Consider the following 17,564-nt stretch of genomic DNA (forward strand, 5'->3'; position numbering starts at 1 on the left):
GGGTCAGGCTTTAGTGGTGGGGGCAGACAAAGGCAGGTGTATCAGCGTGGTGGCGCCTTGGCCAGGGGCAGAGGTTTGCTCTACACGGCTCTGTGTCTCGTAGGCGGCGGCCAGGCGTTCGCGTACCTGGGCCAGGCCAAAGCCGTTGGACCCTGGTGCAGCGGTGTCAAAACCTACGCCGGTGTCGGTGACCTCCAGGCAGAGCATGTTATTGCCACCGCGCCAGGCCCGCACGGTGACTGCACCACCCTCCACCTTGGGCTCCAGGCCGTGTTTGATGCTGTTTTCCACCAACGGCTGCAGCAGCAGCGAGGGTACGTTCTGGTCGGCCAGGTCGGCGGGCAGGTCCAGCTCGTAGTGCAGGCGGGGCCCCATGCGCACGGCCATCAGCTCCAGGTAGTCATGCAGGCGGTCAAATTCCAGTTGTAGCGCATGGCTGCTGGCGCGCGATGCGCTGAGTGTGGCGCGCAGGTAGGCCACCATGCGGTCCAGCATGTCCTGGGCACGCTGCGGGTCAATGGCAATCAGCACGCGCAGGTTGGCCAGCGTGTTGAATAGCATGTGGGGCTCCAGCTGGGTTTCCAGCAGCTTGAGCCGCGATTCGGCAGCCAGGTGTTTGGCCTCGGCAACCTTTTGTTCCAGGTGGGCGTGTTTGCCCTTGCTATAGAAGTAGTAGGTGACGACGGTGCCGATGCAGAAGGACATCAGGCCCGACAGCATCAGGTTGCGGCGCGAGGCATTGGCCCAGGTAGACCAGCCAAACCACCAATCCGCCAGCGATGTGCCGATGGCAAAGCCCGCCACGATGCCCAGCACCGGGAACAGCTTGCCCCAGAAACCTTCCGGCCAACCGGTGTCCTGGTTGTTGGCCACAAGATGGCGGCCAAAGTCGATCACCGCCCAGCTAGAGCAGCCTATGGCCAGTGAATAGACCAGCGGGATTTCGTAGGAGCGCTCGGGCCGAAAGGCGTATTGGATGGCCGCAATGCCCAGGCAAAAGGCCAGCGTTTGCAAGAAGGCCTGCAGCTTTTCAATCCAGAAAAATTTCATGGTTGGTTGCGCCTGTCTTGCGCGCGCTGCAGGCGCTCGCGTTCTTTGTCCACCATGCGTTCACGCAAGGAGCCACCGGCGCCCAGCAGCCAGACGGAAACCCCGTGCAGTGCCAGTCCCAGGCCCCAGCCCAGAAAGGGCGCCAGCGACCAGGGTCTGCGGCCAAAGCCGTATTGCGACAGCGAAAACACAACCAGGTTGACGATGACAAACACCGCCGCATGGATGAACCAGCCCAACTTGGCCCCCGCACGTTTGCGCGCCAGGCGGTCAATCTCTTCGGGGCTGAGCGGCGCCTTGGGTGTGTAGGGTTCAGCCATGGATGGTCTTTCCTGCGAATACGTGGCGTTGCAGCAGTGGTGACAGGCGGTAGCGGTCTTCGCCGTAGCTCGCTCCCAGGTGGGTCAAAACCGTGCGGATGGTGGGCAGCCCCACGGCATCGGCCCAGGCCAGTGGGCCCTTGGGGTAGTTCACACCCAGGCGCATGGCGGCGTCGGCCGCGGTGGCGGAGCACACGCCCTGGTAAACCGCATCTGCGGCCTCGTTGGCCAGCATGGCCACGGTGCGCATCACAGCCAGGCCGGGTATATCGGCCAGGCGAGACACCTGCAGACCCGCGGCTTGCAAGAGCCCAATGGCTGCGTCTGCCGCACCGTCTGAACACTGCGCTGCGCAGGTCATGGCCAGGCGGGTGGCCGTGGCGTAGTCCAGAGCCAGGTCAACCAGCACCACGTTGGCCAGGCCGCTGTCTGCCGCACGCTGGGTGGCGCTGCGGCCATCGGTGACAAACAGCACGGCGCCGTTGACCTGGGCTATACGGCCGTCGGCAGTTGGTGCTGTGTCGAAAGGGATAGTGGCTTGGGTCAGGCGCTGGGCCAGGGCCTGCGCGGCGGCGGAATCGCCGCACAGCGTAATGCCGGTGGGTATGGCGCGTGGGCCTTCGGTTTGTGCCGCGGGCTTGGACGCGCCTTCGCGGTAGTCATAAAAACCGCGACCACTTTTCTTGCCCAGGAAGCCGGCATCCAGCAACTCCTTTTGCACCAGAGACGGCAGAAAACGCGGGTCGTTGTAAAAGGCGTTCCACACCGAGCAGGTGACGGCGTAGTTGACGTCGTGGCCAATCATGTCCATCAGCTCAAACGGCCCCATGCGAAAGCCACCGGCCTCGCGCATCACGGCGTCGATGGTGGCACAGTCGGCCGCGCCTTCGGTCAACAGGCGCAGGGCTTCGCCGTAGTAAGGCCGGGCCACGCGGTTGACGATGAAGCCCGGGGTGGATTTGGCATGCACCGCGGTCTTGCCCCAGGCGGTGGCCGTGGCAAACAGCGTGGCGGCCACGGCAGGGTCGGTGGCCAGGCCGGAGACGATTTCAACCAGCGCCATCACCGGCGCCGGGTTGAAGAAGTGCAGGCCGGCCAGGCGCTGGGGGCGTTTAAGCGCCGCGCCAATGGCGGTGACCGAGATGGACGAGGTATTGGTGCCAAAGATGCAGTTCTCACCCACAATGCCTTCCAGCTCGGCATACAGGTTTTGTTTGGCCTGCAGGTTTTCCACAATGGCTTCGATCACCAGGCTGGTACCAGCCAGGTCCGATAGCTGTTGCACCGCCACCAGGTTGCTTCTGGCCTGGGCCGCCCGCTCGGGGCTGAGTTTGCCCTTGTCGGCCAGCTTGCTGATCTGGGCCTGGATGCTGCGGATGGCGTCTGCCGCGGCCCCGGGGCGGTTGTCCAGCAGTTGCACCCGGTGCCCGGCCACTGCCGCCACCTGGGCAATGCCGGCCCCCATGGCACCGGCTCCTATGACGGCAATGGTGGAAGCGGTTGGCAGGGCTGCAGTCACGGTGGGCGTCCTTCGGTATCGGGTGGCGGGCGACGCAATGGTAGCGGGTCTCAGTGCGGCATTCAGGCCAGCGAAGTCTTGTGTGCGTCAACCCGGGGCTGGGCCAGGGCTACACGCCACAGCTGGGTGGCACGGGCCAGAAACACGCCGCTGAATGCGCCGTACAACATACCCAAGCTCAACGCAAAACTGCTGTCATGCACCAGCGCAGGCTGCAACCGTGTGCTGACACCCACGGCGTATTTGGTCAGGAAGATACCCATGAATAGAATCAGCGGCACCACACTGCCAGGCAGCACAAAGGTGCGGCTGGTTGCGTCGTACCGAATCTGGTTTGCACGGGCCGTGGAGCTGTAAAGCGCAAATGCCAGCGCCGCGCCGACCACCCAGGTCAGCAGGGATTGGGGGGTGTCGCCAAAAACCGAGACGACACCGTACAAAGACAGAACCGTCATGGCCAGTGGAACGATGGTGGAGCGGGTCAGGCCCACGGTGCGGGTACGCATCTGGTTGATGCCCAGACACAGCAGGATGCCGAATACGGCGAAAACCCAGTTGGGTGTGTTGGTCAAAATTTGCATCAGCATGGTGTTTCTCCTGGAGGATTGGTGTGGCGTTGGCTGGACTTTGCCAGCGCCACTCCCCATCGAGAACTGCCTTGCGACGTTATCGCCTGTACACGCCGCCAAACGCCCCGGCGCGGCGCGAAATGACGGCTTAGAACCGCACCAGGCTGCGATAGACCAGCTTGGTATTGCCTTCGGCAGGCACGGTGACCTTCCATACTGCGGTATTGCTGGAGCCCTTTGTGTGCGGCAGGCTGCTGGAGAGCACCTGCCAGTCGCCGGGCATGGGTTCCTGCACGGTCACCACCACGGGTTCTTTTTTGGCGTTTTTCAGCACCACCTCGTAAGCGCTCTCAAACACGTAGTTGTATTTGCTGGTGCCGCTGAGTTTTTTGAAGTCGGTCTGTTTCTTGTCGGCGGTCACGTCAAAGGCGTCACCCAGCTTCAGGCGCACGGTTTCGTTTTTGGGGGTGTGGTCCACCCGGTCTTCACCAATGAACTGGGCATTGCCAGCCTTGTCTTTCTTGTAGACGCGGATGATGCCCTTGGGCAGTGGCATGCCCAGTTGGGCGGTCTCCTTGTTGTCGAACTCCACAAACACACCCACCTTCATCTTCTGGCCCAGGTCACCGTGGCTGCTTTGGTAGTAATAGTCATTACCCTTGAGCAGCAGCTCCTTGCGCGCCGGTACGCCAGAGGCGGACAGCAGCGACACCTGCTTGGTCTGGTTCTCGGCAATCGTGGTGGGGCGGGTCAGGGTGTAGAGGTGGTATTCGAAGAGTGACTCTTCCACCATGTCGTTCCTGGCCTTTGCCATGGCGGGAGCGGGGGCAGCCACCGCGCGCATCAGCATCTCCCTCTGGGGTGCGACCTGGTTCACATCCCCCGCCACCAGTTGCAGCTTGGCATTGCGGTAGGTGGCGCCGCTGGTATTGGTTAGCGTGACCCAGCCGGAGATGTCGAGTTTGTCTTCAGCGGCATTGAGCTCAACCACGTAGTCGGCCTTCCAGGCCAGGCCGCCGGTCAGGTAACTCAGCTCCAGGTCTTGCTGCTGGGCGCCGGCATTGTCCAGCGCCATGACCAGGGTGGGGCGGTCGCGCAGGTTGGCGGGTACGTCGCCGTAGATGATGCGCCCAGGGATTCCGGTCTCGATGCGGTCGCCAATCTTCATCACGACACCGCTGTTGGCGGACAACACCTGTGCCTGCTCGGTGGTCTCTTGCCCGGTGGCGACATTGGTGCGGATGATGCTGACATTGCGGCCCACATACTTCTCCAGCAGCTTTTGCGGGGTCAGCAGGTCAAAGTCAAAGTTTTGCTCCAGCACCGAAACGCTGCCCGGCGCCGTGGTGCTGCGCAGCAGTGCGGTCTCGGGCCGCATACGGGCGCTGACATCGCGGAAGGCCAGATTGGACGCACCACGCTTGAGTTGTATCTTGCGCTGGTCTTTGACCAGAGCCAGGTTTTCGTTGTAGATGGTGACGGCCACTTCTTGCTGGTCGGCCAGCGTGCTGCGCTGCTCTTCTGTCTGGGCATGGGCCAAGCTGGTGGCGCCGGCGATGAGGGTCAACGTGAACAGGGAGGCGCGAAGGGGTCTGTGCATAAGGGTTTCAGTCCATGTGGGTAGTGGAGAATAGGGCTCTGACTGTATGCCAAGCCCCGATGCGCTGCAATTGGCTTTGTAACTGCTACAAATATAAGAGCATACTAGTCATATTTCTCGCGGGCTATGGCCATTTTTTGCTTAAGGAGTTGTGTTGGATATTGCATTGCTGATCAAGGCCGCTGTGATGGGTGTTGTGGAGGGCTTTACAGAATTTTTACCAATTTCCAGCACGGGCCACCTGATCCTGGCCGGGGAGCTGATGAATTTTCTGGACCACGACAAGCGCCAGGTGTTTGAAATCTCCATCCAGACCGGTGCCATCTTTGCCGTGATCCTGGTGTATTGGCAAAAAATCCGCAGCACGCTGCTGGCGCTGCCCACCCAGGTGCAGGCCCAGAAATTTGCGTTGAATGTGCTGATTGGTTTCCTGCCGGCCGTGGTGCTGGGCCTGCTGTTTGGCAAAGTCATCAAGGCCCATTTGTTTACCCCGGTGGTGGTGGCCACCACCTTTATCGTGGGTGGTTTCATCATTTTGTGGGCCGAAAAGCGCCAGGCCGCGGGCGGCACCGCGGTGCGGGTGCTGGAAGCCGACGACATGGACTGGAAAGACGCGCTGAAGGTCGGCCTTGTGCAGTGCCTGGCCATGGTGCCGGGCACCAGCCGCAGTGGCGCCACCATCATTGGCGGCATGCTGCTGGGCCTGTCACGCAAGGCGGCGACCGACTTCTCGTTTTACCTGGCCATCCCCACCTTGGTGGGGGCAGGCGTGTACAGCCTGTACAAAGACCGTGCCTTGCTCAGCATGGCCGATGTGCCGCTGTTTGCAGTGGGGCTGGTCATGTCCTTCCTGAGTGCCTGGGTGTGTGTGCGCTGGTTGCTGCGCTTTATTGCCACCCACAGCTTTGTGGGGTTTGCCTATTACCGTATCGCGTTTGGCATCGTGGTGTTGGCCACCGCGTGGACCGGCACGGTGAACTGGGCGGCTTAAGCGCGGTTATTGACCGCCAGCACACCTGCGGGGTCTGGCTGCTTGTTCATGCCGTTGCCCGACAGCGCGGCGACGGCGTGTGAGGATTCGGCGATGAGGTTGCCATTCGCATCGAACTGGCGCAAGGCCTGTACCAGTTGGTTGGTGGTGCTGTAGGACGACGTGCCCGAACCGTTGGCGAGCGGCTTCGCCGATCCGTCGATAGATTCGTACAGATCAAATTGTTTGTTGGCATGGCTTTGCTCAAACGCCGCCATGGCATCGACCAAGCCGAATACCCCCAATTGCATGGGCGTGGGGTCTACGGCCAACACCGTAGTCGTTGCTCCCCCAGCGGCAGGCACTGCCTTGTCTTTGTCGGTGGCAAACCAGACATCGGCCAAGCCATGGGTGCGTCCGTCGTTGGTCTGGTAGCTTGATACCAGGCCCACCGTGTTGCCGTTGTCATTGAAGGACGTGGCAAAAGCGTTCAGGTCGAAGTTGACAATGCCAAGATCGGCCAGCGTGTGTAGTTCTCCGTGGTCCGTGGCGCCATTGGAGTTGGTGTCCGTCCAGACCTTGAGCTCGGCATAGTTCAGGTCGTTGTTGGAGATGTATCCATCCAGGTCACTGTCCAGTTCGGCCAAGGCCTGGTAACCGTCGCGGGCTTGGTCCCCATTCTGCATTTGCGTCGCATCACCAAACAGCTCCGACGCATTGTTGATCACGCCATCGTAGTTGCGGTCCAGAACCAGGAACCCATCGCCGGGATCGGCCCAGCCTGTAGGCGTTAAGTTTCCGTCTGCAAAGATGTCATAGCGCACACCATTGTTGATGCTTTGCGAATAAATACCGTTGTCGTTGAGGTCGAGAATCAGAGGGACGAAATCCAGGCACACGAATTGGGACGTGGTCATGGCATTCATTTGGTCCATGCTCAGGGCCGCCACCTGGAAGTGCGTCAGCGCGGTCACCTGGTCGGTCGACAGCGCAACAATCTGATCGGTGTTAAAACCGGCAATGGCCGCCGTAGCGATCGCCGCCACATCCGCCGTTTCCAGCGCAACGATGTTGTCGGTGGTAAACGCGTTGACCTGGGATGACTTGAGTGCGCCAAATTGGGTGGTGGTCAGCGCAATCACCTGGTCCGAGTTCAGGGCCGCGATGTCGCGGGTCTCGATCGCGGCGATCTGCTGTGTGGCTAACACACCGATCTGGTCGGTGGTCAAGGCGCCTATGGCATCTGTACTGAGTGCGACCACAGCGGCTGTGCTGAGTGCAGAAATGTCTCCGGTTTCCAGGGCCTGTATCTGGTCGGTGGTGAGCGCGGCCACCTGGTTGGTCTTGAGCGCAGCCACCTGGTTGGACGTCAGCGCGGATATCTGATCGGTCTGCAAAGCCCCAATGGCCAGGGTGTTGAGCGCGGCAATGGCGGCTGTGCTGAGTGCTCCCACCCCCGTGCCCAAGGCAATGATCTGGTCGGTGGTCAGTGCCCCCATTTGGGCGGTGGACAGGGCGCCAATCTGGGTGGTGCCCATGGCCAGAAACTGGTCGGTGCTCAGCACCGCGATGTCGCGGGTTTCGATGGCGATGATCTGGCTGCTGGACAGGGCGCCAATCTGGTCGGTGGTGATGGCCGTAAATGCTGCCGTGCTCAGGGCCACGATGGCCGCGGTACTCAGGGCGCTTATGTCGGCCGTCTCGATAGCGGCCAACTGGTCACTGGAGAGGGTGACCACCTGGTTGGTCTTCAGGGCGGCAATTTGCGCAGAGCCCAGGGCCACGATCTGGTCGGTTGTCAGCGCGGTGATGCCAGCCGTGGTGATGGCCGCCGTGGCCGCAGTGCCCAAAGCAGCAATGCCCGTGGTGCCCAGGGCCTGTATGTTGTCGCTGTTCAGCGCGCCAATTTGCGACGTCTTCAGGGCGGCCACCTGTACCGTGCCCAAGGAGCCCACCTGGTCGGTGTTCAGCACGGCAATGTCGCGCGTTTCTATGGCCGCAATTTGCTGGGTGGACAACGCGCCTAACTGGTCCGTGCTCAGTATGCTGACGGCTTGGGTGCTCAAGGCCACCACCTGCGCGGTGGTCAGCGCCAGCATCTGGTTGGTGGAGAGTGAGGCAATCTGGTCTGTGTTGAGCAGGGCCACTGTTGCAGTGGGCAGCGCCGCAATGGCCGCGGTCGTGAAGCTGGTCAATGGCAGCCCGCCGGACAGAGTCAAGGTGGTCAGCTGGTTGGGTGTCAGCGCGCTGATCTGGGCCGGCGTCATGGCCGTGACCTGGGTGGAGCTCAGCGCCGCCAGATCGCGGGTTTCTATGGCCACGATCTGCTGGGTGCCCAGTGCCACGATCTGGTCGGTGCTGAGTGCCACGAAGTCTGCGGTGTTCAGCGCCACAATCGCCGCGGTTCCCAGGGCAGCGATGTGTGCGGCGTTCAACGCAACGACCTGGTCGGTGGTGAGTGCGGCGATATCCCGCGTTTCAATGGCCGCCACCTGGTGGGTGCCCAGTGCGGCAATCTGTTCCGTGGTCAGGGCGCTGATGGCGGCGGTGCTCAGCGCCGCGATGGCCGCCGTCCCCATGGCGGTTAAATCCGTAATCTCAATGGCGGCCGCCTGGTTGCTGGTCAAGGCGGCAACCTGGCTGGTCTTCAGCGCTGCGATCTGGTCCGAGCTGAGGCTGACGATCTGGTCTGTCGACAGGGCCGCTATCGCCGCCGTGCCAAAGCCCGTGATGGCAGCAGGATTGAGGGCCGCCAGGCCCACGGTACCCAGGGTGTTGATGGCCGCGGTGCTCAAGGCCCCAACTTGGCTGGTGGTTAATGCCCCCAGTTGTGTTGGGCTCAGCGCCGTGATCTGGTCGGTGGTCAGCACCGCAACATCGCGCGATTCGATGGCCGCCACCTGGTCTGTGGACAGTGCCACGATGTGGTCCAGCGTCAGTGCCTGCACACCGGCCGTGGTCAGGGCCACGACCTGGTTGGTCGTCAGTGCAGCCACCTGGTCGGTCCCCAATGCGGCCACCTGCGCGGTGCTCAAACCCGCTATCGTGGCAGTGGACAGGGCGGCTACCGCAGCCGGGCTCAGGTTGGGTATGGACAAGGCGCCAAAGTTGGTCAGCGCCGTCATCTGGGTGGCCGTAAGGGCGCTTAGCTGGTCGGTGGTGAGTGCGCCAACCTGGGCCGTGTCCCACACCACCAGGTCCCGCGTCTCTATTACGGCGATCTGGCTGGTGGCCAGCGCGGCTATCTGGGCATTGGTCAGCGCAACAAAGTCGTCTGTGTTCAAGGCCACGATGGCGGCATTGCTCAGTGAACCGATATCGGCCACTTCTATGGCCTGTACCTGGTCCGTGCTCAGCACGGTAACTTGTTGCGTGGTCAGTGCACCGATTTGTGCGGGCGACAGTGCTGCAATCTGGGCGGGTGTGAGCGCGGCAATGGCAGCGGTGCTCAGGGCCGCAATGCCAGACGTTGGCAACTGGGTGACCGACAGGCCACCACTGGCGGTCAATGCTGCCAGTTGCGCCGTCGTCAAGGCCGCAATCTGTGTGCTGGACAGGGCGGCGACCTGCGTGGTGCTCAGGGCCACCAGATCGCGGGTTTCGAGGGCGGGAATCTGCCGGGTGGTCAGCGCTGCCAGCTGGTCGGTGCTGAGGGCGCCCATGGCGGCGGTGCTCAGCGCCACGATGGCGGCGGTACTGAGCGCGGCAATGTCGGCCGTCTCTATGGCGGCGACCTGGCTGGTGGTCAGGGCGTCAATCTGGGCGGTGGTCAGAACTGCTACCTGGGCCGTGGTGAGTGCCGCAATCTGCGCGGTGGAAAGGGTTGCTATGGTTGCTGTTCCCAGGGCCGCTATGGCAGCAGTGCTGAGGCCGCTCAGGCTGCTGGTGCCAATTGCTGCAATGGCGCTGGAACCCATGGCGGCCAGCTGGGCGGTGGTCAGCGCGGCGACCTGGCTGCTGGTCAGCGCGGCAATCTGGGTCGACGACAACACGGCAACGTCACGCGTTTCAATGGCGGCCACCTGGCGGGTGACCAGTGCCCGGATCTGGTTGGTGCTCAGTGCGGTGATGTCCGAAGTGTCCAGCGCCACAATGCCTGCGGTCGTCAACGCGGCAAGGTCCGCCGTCTCTATGGCTGCAATCTGGTTGGTGGTCAGCGCGGCGATCTGTCGGGTCGCCAAGGCGGCAAACTGCTCGGTGGTCAGCGCCACAATCTGGTTGGTTGACAGGGAGGCAATGGCGTCTGTACTCAGCGCCGCCGTGGCGGCCGTGCTGAAGGCGCTTATGTCGCTGGTGCCCAAAGCCGCTATGTCATCGGTGCCCAGCGCTGCCGCCTCCGCCGTGGTCAATGCACGAACCTGGGCGCTTACCAGCGACTCCACCTGGCTGGTGGTCAAGGCCTGGATTTGTGCCGTGCTCAGCACCGCAACATCGCGGGTCTCGAGTGCGGCCACCTGGTCGGTCAGCAGGGCGCCCACGTCGGATGTTTCAATGGCTTTGACCTGCCCCGTGGTCAGCGCCACGATCTGGTCCGTGGTCAGCGACTGGATTTGGTCGGAGCTCAAACCGGCAATGGCAGCGGTGCTCAAAACCGCCACGTCCACCAGTTCAAAAGCGGCCAGTTGGCTGCCGGTCAACACGGCGATCTGGTCGCTGGTCAATGCACTTACCTGGGCGGTGGTCAGGGCGGCAATTTCGCTGGTGGTCATCGCCGCCAGTTGCGCGGTGGTCAGTGCCGATGCGGCGTTGGTCGGCGTTGTGGTCTGCGAGGTGGGGGTGGGCGTGGAGCCGTCAATCTCGGGCGTGTCGGGCGCACGGTCCCGCTGGTTGACATATACGCCAACAGCTGCAAGGACGAATAAAAGTGCGAACACGGGATGACTGTGGTTGGTTTACCTGGCCTGGCTGCGTGCACCGCTGAGGGAAGCCCAGCACTGCACCCGCCCTACTGAAACAAATAGTAGCGGCTTTATCCGTTATCGTGCAGTTTTCAGCGCCGCTAAAGGGCGCTCGGAGTCAACTGTCCGGAAACCCAGCCTATTTCTGGCTTTTAGGCCCCCATGCTAACCCACTGCGTGTGGATCGCTGCCCCCCGAGGGGGCTAATTCGCCTTGGGGCGGCCCGGCGGCGAGTTGTCCATATTGCGCAGCGCTGCCTCAATGGCGGCACCGGTGGCCTCGGGTTTTTCCATCGGAAAGAGGTGGCTGCCATCCAGCATCAGGATGCGGCCTTTGGTGACTTTTTCGGTCATGGCCATGCCAACCTGCTTCATCTCGTGGGAGGCCAAACCGCCGATAAAACTGACCGGGCATTTGACCGGGTGGCGGGTCAGCAGGCGTTCCAGGTTGTCGGGCAGGGTGTTGTAGAACTGGGTTTCCACTTCGCGGTCAAAGCTCAGAACCCGTTTGCCGTCAGCGTCCAGGGTGCCATGGGTCACGTAGTCCATCAGCACCGTATCGTCCCATTTGGCAAAGGCCTTCTTATGGCGAAAGTGCTCAAACGCGGCCTGCACCGATGGCCAGGTGTTGCGGCGCTTTTGGCTCACGGCGCCGGGCGACAAAGAGCCAAACATCTGCGTGGTCTTCATGACCCCCAGGGCGGTGGAGCGCCAGCCCCCGACGATAGGTGAATCAATCAACACCACACCACGTGCCAACTGGGGATTGCGGGCCGCCGCCATCAGGCTCAAAAACCCGCCCAAGGAATGGCCGACCAGCCAGGCCGGTTCGCCTGTTTTGTCGGTCACACCTTGTGCAAAGTCCAGCAACTGCTGCACCACATGGGGCCAGTTGTTGCTGACGGGGTAACGTGGGTCATGGCCGTATTTTTCAATGGCCTTGACGGCGAATCCCCGTGCCCGCAGGTCCTTGAACAGCACCTTGTAGGTGCTGGCCGGAAAGCTGTTGGCGTGTGAAAAGATGATGGTGTTGGGCATGGCAGACTTCAGGGCGCAACGGGCTTCAGATCAGTTTCTCTTGCGGCGTCGAGATCTTGCGCAGCGGCGCACTACGGGCCGAGCCCACCAGCAGGGGCACCATGGTCTGGCCACCATCCCACATGGGGTCTTCTATGCTGTCAAACACCTCGCGCAGCTTTTGCCCCCAGTTGTCGTGCAGCATCTTGAAATAGGGGTTGTGCTCGTCGATGCACACAATGCGGTTGCTCTGTAGCTGGTTGGCCTCGTACACCACCATGTCCATGGGTAGGCCCACCGAGAGGTTGGACTTGAGGGTGGAGTCCATGGAGACCAGCGCACACTTGGCCGCTTCGTCCAGCGGTGTGTTGGGGGTGATGACACGGTCCAGCACGGGTTTGCCGTATTTGGATTCACCAACCTGGAAGTAGGGCGTCTCGGGTGTGGCCTCGATAAAGTTGCCGGCCGAATACACCTGGAACAGGCGCATGCCCTCGCCATTGATCTGGCCGCCAAAAATCAGCGACACATTGAAATCGACCCCGGCCTGCTGCAGCGACACGGCGTCACGCTCGTGCACGCGGCGTATGGCGGCACCCAGCACACGGGCCGCGTCAAACATGCTTCTGGCATTCCAGATGGTGATGCCTTCGTCGTGTTCGTTGTCTTTGAGCCGCTCGACCTGCAGGATCTCGCGCACCGACTGCGAGATGCTCAGGTTGCCCGCAGACAACAGCACCATGAAGCGGTCGCCCGGGCGCTCGTAGACGATCATCTTGCGGAAGGTGCTGATCTGGTCCAAGCCGGCATTGGTGCGGGAGTCGGAGAGGAACACCAGGCCAGCGTTGAGTTTGATGGCTACGCAGTAAGTCATGGTCGGTCCAGGTTGCCTAGGGGAAATACCTAGAGTGTATCGGGGCTGGCATGCGCAAAGAACTTTGCGCTTTGCGCCCTTTTGTGCAATGCTGGAAGTTCGCGGTGTGGCCTTGCAATCCGCAACTGCCACCAAGGTTTCTTCCGTGTTTCCATAGAAAGCAAGCAATGAAAAATCTCAAGATTTCGGTTCGCCTGTACATGCTGATTGCCGTGATGTCCGCCATCATGCTGGTCTTGGGGCTGTTTGGCCTGCGCGGTTTGGACCAGACCAATGACGGCTTGAGAACCGTGTACGAGGACCGAACGGTGCCGCTGGGAATATTGTCCGACGTGCAAACCTTGCTGTTGGAGAACCGCATTGCATTGCTCAGCATGGTGGCGAGCGCCACACCAGAGGAACTGCAGCGCGGCGTGGCCGATCTGGAGAAAAATTCGACAGAAATAGACAGACTGTGGACGCTCTACTCCTCCACCAAGGCTACGCCTGAGGAGGAGAAAGTAGCCAAACAGATGACAGAAGACCGCGCCAAATTCCGAGCGGAGGCAATGGCACCAACTGTTGCAGCCCTCAAGGCAGGCAACTATGACGAAGCCAAAAAACTGAGTTTCGAAAAAGTGCGCCCGTTGTATGTGCCGATCCGCAAGGCAATCGCCGCACTCAACGATATACAGATTGCCGAGGCCAAGGCCGAGTTTGAGGCGGCACAGTCGCGCTTCAGTACCGCGCGCATGGTGTCATGGGCGCTGATACTGGGTGGTGTGGCCTTTGCAGTCGCGTTTGGCTGGGTCCTGATCGGTGGCATCACGCGTGATTTGGCCCAGGCCATGCAGGCCACCACCGCCGTGGAGCAGGGCGACCTGACCTTCCCTATACGTGCCGACAGCAAAGACGAAATTGGCCAGCTGCTGCGTTCCTTGCTCGGGATGCAGGCCGGTCTGGTCAAGGTGGTGTCCAACGTGCGCAGCGGGTCTGAAAGTGTGGCCACGGCCAGCGCGGAGATCGCCCAGGGTAACAACGACCTGTCGGCGCGTACCGAGCAACAGGCCAGCGCGCTGGAGGAAACTGCCGCTTCCATGGAAGAACTGTCATCCACCGTCAAGCAAAACGCCGATTCGGCACGGCAGGCCAACCAGTTGGCCATGAATGCATCCACCGTGGCCGTGCGGGGTGGTGAAGTGGTGGGCCAGGTGGTGGAGACCATGAAAGGCATTAACGATGCCAGCCGCAAGATCAGCGACATCATCAGCGTGATCGACGGCATCGCCTTCCAGACCAATATCCTGGCGCTGAACGCGGCGGTGGAGGCGGCACGGGCTGGCGAGCAGGGCCGTGGTTTTGCGGTGGTGGCGTCGGAAGTGCGCTCGCTGGCGGGCCGTTCTGCGGAGGCTGCCAAAGAAATCAAGGCGCTGATCAACGCCAGTGTGGAGCGGGTGGAGCAGGGTACAGCGCTGGTGGATCAGGCTGGCACCACCATGACCGAGGTGGTGAGCTCGATCAAACGGGTGACGGATTTGATGGGTGAAATCAGCGCTGCCAGCAACGAGCAGTCAGCCGGTGTCAACCAGGTGGGCGAGGCCGTGGTGCAGATGGACCAGGTCACCCAACAAAACGCCGCGCTGGTGGAAGAGATGGCTGCTGCCGCCAGCAGCCTGCAAAACCAGGCCGCTGACCTGGTGCAAGTGGTGGCGGTCTTTAAACTGGGCGCTGCTGACCATGCGGGCGCCCATGCACCCCGCCGTGCCCCCACCACAGCACCCAAGGCCCCGCCTAAAGCGGCACTGGGCAAGTCGGCTCCACCAAAATCTGCACCACGCAGCATCCCAAAGTCCACTAGTGACGGCGCCAAACCGCTGGGCATTGCGCAGAACAAGGCCGCAGACAAGGGCAATGACGACTGGGAGTCGTTTTAACTAGTTGCCACTGCTTCCGCCCGCCAAAGCCTTCAGCTGGTACAGCGCCTCCAGCGCCTCCCGCGGGCTCAAGGCATCCGGGTTGATAGCTGCCAGGCGCATATCCAGCGCCGAAGCGGCAATGGTTTCGGCAGCGGGGGGCGCGGCAAACAAATCCACCTGGGCCTGGGATTCCGTGGCCTGTAGCTCCAGAGCGTCCAGTGTGTGGCGCGCCTGGTTCAGCACCCCGGCGGGCATGCCTGCCAGGCGGGCCACCTGTATGCCATAACTCTTGCTGGCCGGGCCACTCTGGATTTCGTGCAGGAAGACGATGTCGCGGCCCGACTCGGTGGCGCTCACGTGCACATTCAGCGCGCTGTGGTGGGTGGCAGGGAATTCGGTCAGCTCGAAGTAGTGTGTGGCAAACAGCGTGAAGGCCTGGGTCTTGTCGTGCAGCTGTGTGGCAATGGCCGATGCCAGGGCCAGGCCGTCAAAGGTGGAGGTGCCGCGGCCAATCTCGTCCATCAGCACCAAGGAATGGGGCGTGGCCGCGTGCAGGATTTGCGCGGCCTCGGTCATCTCCAGCATGAAGGTGGACTGGGCGTTGGCCAGGTCGTCTGCCGCGCCGATGCGGGTGTGGATGGCGTCGATCGGCCCCAGGCGGCAGGCGGCTGCGGGCACATAACTGCCAACCGATGCCAACAGCACGATCAGCGCGACCTGGCGCATATAGGTGGATTTACCACCCATATTGGGGCCGGTGATGATCTGCAATCGCTGCTTGGGACCCAGGCGCGTGTCGTTGGCAATGAAGTTGCCGCTGGACAGTTCGGCCAGCCGCGCCTGGACCACCGGGTGACGGCCCTGGGTGATGTCTATGCAGGGCTCCACCGCAAACTTCGGTGCACACCAGTCCAGCGTCAGTGAACGTTCGGCCAGCGCACACAGTGCATCCAGCGCGGCCAGCGCACGCGCCGTGCGGGTCAGCACGGGCACAAAGGCCTGAAGGCGGTCCAGCACCTGCTCAAACAGCCACTTCTCCCGCGCCAGCGCGCGCTCCTGGGCGCTCAAGGCCTTGTCTTCAAACGCCTTCAGCTCGGGGGTGATGAAGCGTTCGGCATTTTTCAAAGTCTGGCGGCGGCGGTAGTCGTCGGGCACCTTGTCGGCCTGGCCCTGGGTCACTTCTATATAGAAACCATGCACCTTGTTGAACTGCACGCGCAGGTTGCTGATGCCGGTGCGGGCCCGCTCGCGGGTCTCCAAGTCCAGCAAAAAGTCGTCGCAGTTGGTCTGGATGGCACGCAGCTCGTCCAGCTCGGCATCAAAACCGGTGGCGATGACACCACCGTCGCGCACCAGGGCTGCGGGCTCGGCGGCAATAGCCTGCAGCAGCAGGGCGGCGCAGTCCGGCGGAGGCAACAGGTCGAGCGCAATGCCAGACAGCAGCCCCTCGGGAAGGCTATTTGGCTGCGGACTCTGCGCAGGTAAAGAAGGAGCCCGCGTAGCGGGCGGGTGACACGGAGCAGAGTCCGCAGCCAAATAGCCTTCCAGTCCCCGCAAATGCTGCGCAAGATGCTCTGTTTTTTGTAGCGTAACCACCAGGGCAACCAGTTCGCGCGGTCGCACCTGGCGCAGCGCAGTGCGGGCCGTGATACGTTCCACATCCGCGCTGCCCTTCAGTTGCAGGCGCAGGCCCTGCCACAGCGCCAGCGATGACGACTGTAAAGTGCCGCTGCGCAGTGTGGCAATCGCATCCAGCCGCTGTTGCGCCTGCGCGCGGTCGCGCCGGGGCGTCAGCAGCCAGCTCTTGAGCATGCGGCTGCCCATGCCGGTCATGCAGGTGTCCAACAACGAGAACAGCGTGGGCGAGTCTTCGCCGCGCAGGGTCTGGACCAGTTCCAGGTTGCGCCGGGTGGTAGGCGGCAGGTCGATCAATTCACCATCACGCTGCACCTGCACGGCGCTGATGTGGGTCAGCGCGCGACCCTGGGTGTGTTCGGCATAACCCAGCAGTGCGGCGCAGGCGGCGTGGGCCAGCGGCAGGTCTTGGGCATTCCAGCTGGCCAGGCTGGCGGCTTGCAATGCGTCCAGCAGCTTGCGCTGGCCCAGTGCGGGGTCAAACTGCCATTCGGGTCTGGCGGTGGTGTACAGCGGGTTGGTGCCACTACTGGTCATGCGCAGGCGCTTGAGCCGGTCTTCAAAGGCCTGGGTGGCACCGGCGCTGTAGGCCAGTTCGCTGGGGCTGACACGGGCCACCCACTCGGGCACGGCGTCAGGCGTGCATTCGGCCAGGTGCACCACGCCCTGGGTCACACTGAGCCAGGCCAGGCCGCAGCGGTTGCGCGGGCCCTGGTGCACGGCCATCAGCACGGATTCGGACTTTTCGCTGAGCAACTCGGCATCGACCAGCGTGCCGGGGGTTACGACACGTACCACTTTGCGCTCCACTGGGCCCTTGCCGGTGACTTCGCCCACCTGTTCACAGATGGCGACCGATTCACCGTGGCGAATCAGCTTGGCCAGGTAACCCTCCATGGCGTGGAAGGGCACACCGGCCATGACCACCGGCTCACCAGCAGACTGGCCGCGTTGGGTCAGCGTGATGTCCAGCAAGCGCGCGGCCTTCTCGGCATCGCCATAAAACATCTCGTAAAAATCACCCATGCGGTAGAAGAGCAGGGTGTTGGGGTGCGCAGCCTTGAGACCAAGGTACTGCTGCATCATGGGGGTGTGTTGCTTGTCGGCGTCGCTCATGCCGGGGAGTCTATCAACTGCGCCGAGCGGGGCGCAGTGTCTTTTATGGGTAATCGGTGCTACGCTAATGGCAGCCATCCACCGCAGGAGCCTGCTTTGAAC

Annotated in this window: 11 protein-coding genes; 2 read left to right on the forward strand and 9 right to left on the reverse strand. The window is 62.3% G+C overall.

The features are described from left to right. Positions 1-3: 3 nt before the first annotated feature. The 5 genes from HZ993_RS23910 to HZ993_RS23930 form a co-directional block, all read right to left on the reverse strand. Positions 4-1,050 (reverse strand): sensor histidine kinase, encoded by a 1,047-nt coding sequence (locus tag HZ993_RS23910; protein ID WP_209395181.1) that lies wholly within the window; start codon positions 1,048-1,050, stop codon positions 4-6. Further along, positions 1,047-1,370: a 2TM domain-containing protein gene (locus tag HZ993_RS23915; protein ID WP_209395182.1), complete on the reverse strand. Its 324-nt coding sequence runs from the start codon at positions 1,368-1,370 to the stop codon at positions 1,047-1,049. Before HZ993_RS23915 ends, HZ993_RS23910 begins: the two co-directional genes overlap by 4 nt. Further along, positions 1,363-2,889, reverse strand: a complete 1,527-nt coding sequence (gene paaH / locus HZ993_RS23920) for a 3-hydroxyacyl-CoA dehydrogenase PaaH (RefSeq protein ID WP_209395183.1) — start codon at positions 2,887-2,889, stop codon at positions 1,363-1,365. The genes HZ993_RS23915 and paaH overlap by 8 nt, the downstream gene beginning before the upstream one ends. Before the next feature lie 62 nt (positions 2,890-2,951). Beyond that, positions 2,952-3,476, reverse strand: coding sequence for a DUF6622 family protein (locus HZ993_RS23925; protein ID WP_209395184.1), 525 nt, complete (start codon positions 3,474-3,476; stop codon positions 2,952-2,954). Between the two features lie 130 nt (positions 3,477-3,606). After that, positions 3,607-5,058, reverse strand: a complete 1,452-nt coding sequence (locus tag HZ993_RS23930; RefSeq protein WP_209395185.1) for a DUF4139 domain-containing protein — start codon at positions 5,056-5,058, stop codon at positions 3,607-3,609. A 154-nt stretch (positions 5,059-5,212) separates the two neighbouring features. On the opposite strand from HZ993_RS23930, the gene HZ993_RS23935 reads away from it, so the two are divergent. Continuing rightward, positions 5,213-6,049, forward strand: coding sequence for an undecaprenyl-diphosphate phosphatase (locus tag HZ993_RS23935; protein WP_209395186.1), 837 nt, complete (start codon positions 5,213-5,215; stop codon positions 6,047-6,049). Here the strand turns inward: HZ993_RS23935 and HZ993_RS23940 are convergent. From HZ993_RS23940 to HZ993_RS23950, 3 genes are all read right to left on the reverse strand, one after another. Continuing rightward, on the reverse strand, positions 6,046-10,902 hold the full coding sequence (locus HZ993_RS23940; protein ID WP_209395187.1) for a heme utilization protein: 4,857 nt from the start codon (positions 10,900-10,902) through the stop codon (positions 6,046-6,048). The two genes, HZ993_RS23935 and HZ993_RS23940, sit on opposite strands and share 4 nt — an antisense overlap. 227 nt (positions 10,903-11,129) lie before the next feature. Beyond that, the gene (locus HZ993_RS23945; RefSeq protein WP_209395188.1) at positions 11,130-11,963 is read right to left on the reverse strand and encodes an alpha/beta fold hydrolase; all 834 of its coding nucleotides are present in this window, start codon (positions 11,961-11,963) and stop codon (positions 11,130-11,132) included. A 25-nt stretch (positions 11,964-11,988) separates the two neighbouring features. Further along, entirely contained in the window at positions 11,989-12,816 is an 828-nt protein-coding gene (locus HZ993_RS23950) for a proteasome-type protease (RefSeq protein WP_209395189.1), read from the reverse strand. 167 nt (positions 12,817-12,983) lie between these two features. Between HZ993_RS23950 and HZ993_RS24810 the strand changes: the two genes are divergently transcribed. Then, positions 12,984-14,729 carry a methyl-accepting chemotaxis protein gene (locus HZ993_RS24810; RefSeq protein ID WP_209395190.1) on the forward strand — a complete coding sequence of 582 codons (1,746 nt, stop codon included), beginning with the start codon at positions 12,984-12,986 and terminating at the stop codon, positions 14,727-14,729. Here HZ993_RS24810 and mutS read toward each other — a convergent pair whose 3' ends face one another. Then, on the reverse strand, positions 14,730-17,462 hold the full coding sequence (gene mutS, locus HZ993_RS23960) for a DNA mismatch repair protein MutS (RefSeq protein WP_245213756.1): 2,733 nt from the start codon (positions 17,460-17,462) through the stop codon (positions 14,730-14,732). Positions 17,463-17,564 lie beyond the last annotated feature (102 nt).

The organism is Rhodoferax sp. AJA081-3 (assembly GCF_017798165.1).
Lineage (GTDB): Bacteria > Pseudomonadota > Gammaproteobacteria > Burkholderiales > Burkholderiaceae_C > Allorhodoferax.

Coding starts and splice junctions, on each gene's coding strand:
- mutS (WP_245213756.1), bottom strand. CDS start 17,462: ATGAGCGACGCCGACAAGCAACACACCCCCATGATGCAGCAGTACCTT.
- HZ993_RS23925 (WP_209395184.1), bottom strand. CDS start 3,476: ATGCTGATGCAAATTTTGACCAACACACCCAACTGGGTTTTCGCCGTA.
- HZ993_RS23945 (WP_209395188.1), bottom strand. CDS start 11,963: ATGCCCAACACCATCATCTTTTCACACGCCAACAGCTTTCCGGCCAGC.
- HZ993_RS23910 (WP_209395181.1), bottom strand. CDS start 1,050: ATGAAATTTTTCTGGATTGAAAAGCTGCAGGCCTTCTTGCAAACGCTG.
- HZ993_RS24810 (WP_209395190.1), top strand. CDS start 12,984: ATGAAAAATCTCAAGATTTCGGTTCGCCTGTACATGCTGATTGCCGTG.
- HZ993_RS23915 (WP_209395182.1), bottom strand. CDS start 1,370: ATGGCTGAACCCTACACACCCAAGGCGCCGCTCAGCCCCGAAGAGATT.
- HZ993_RS23930 (WP_209395185.1), bottom strand. CDS start 5,058: ATGCACAGACCCCTTCGCGCCTCCCTGTTCACGTTGACCCTCATCGCC.
- HZ993_RS23950 (WP_209395189.1), bottom strand. CDS start 12,816: ATGACTTACTGCGTAGCCATCAAACTCAACGCTGGCCTGGTGTTCCTC.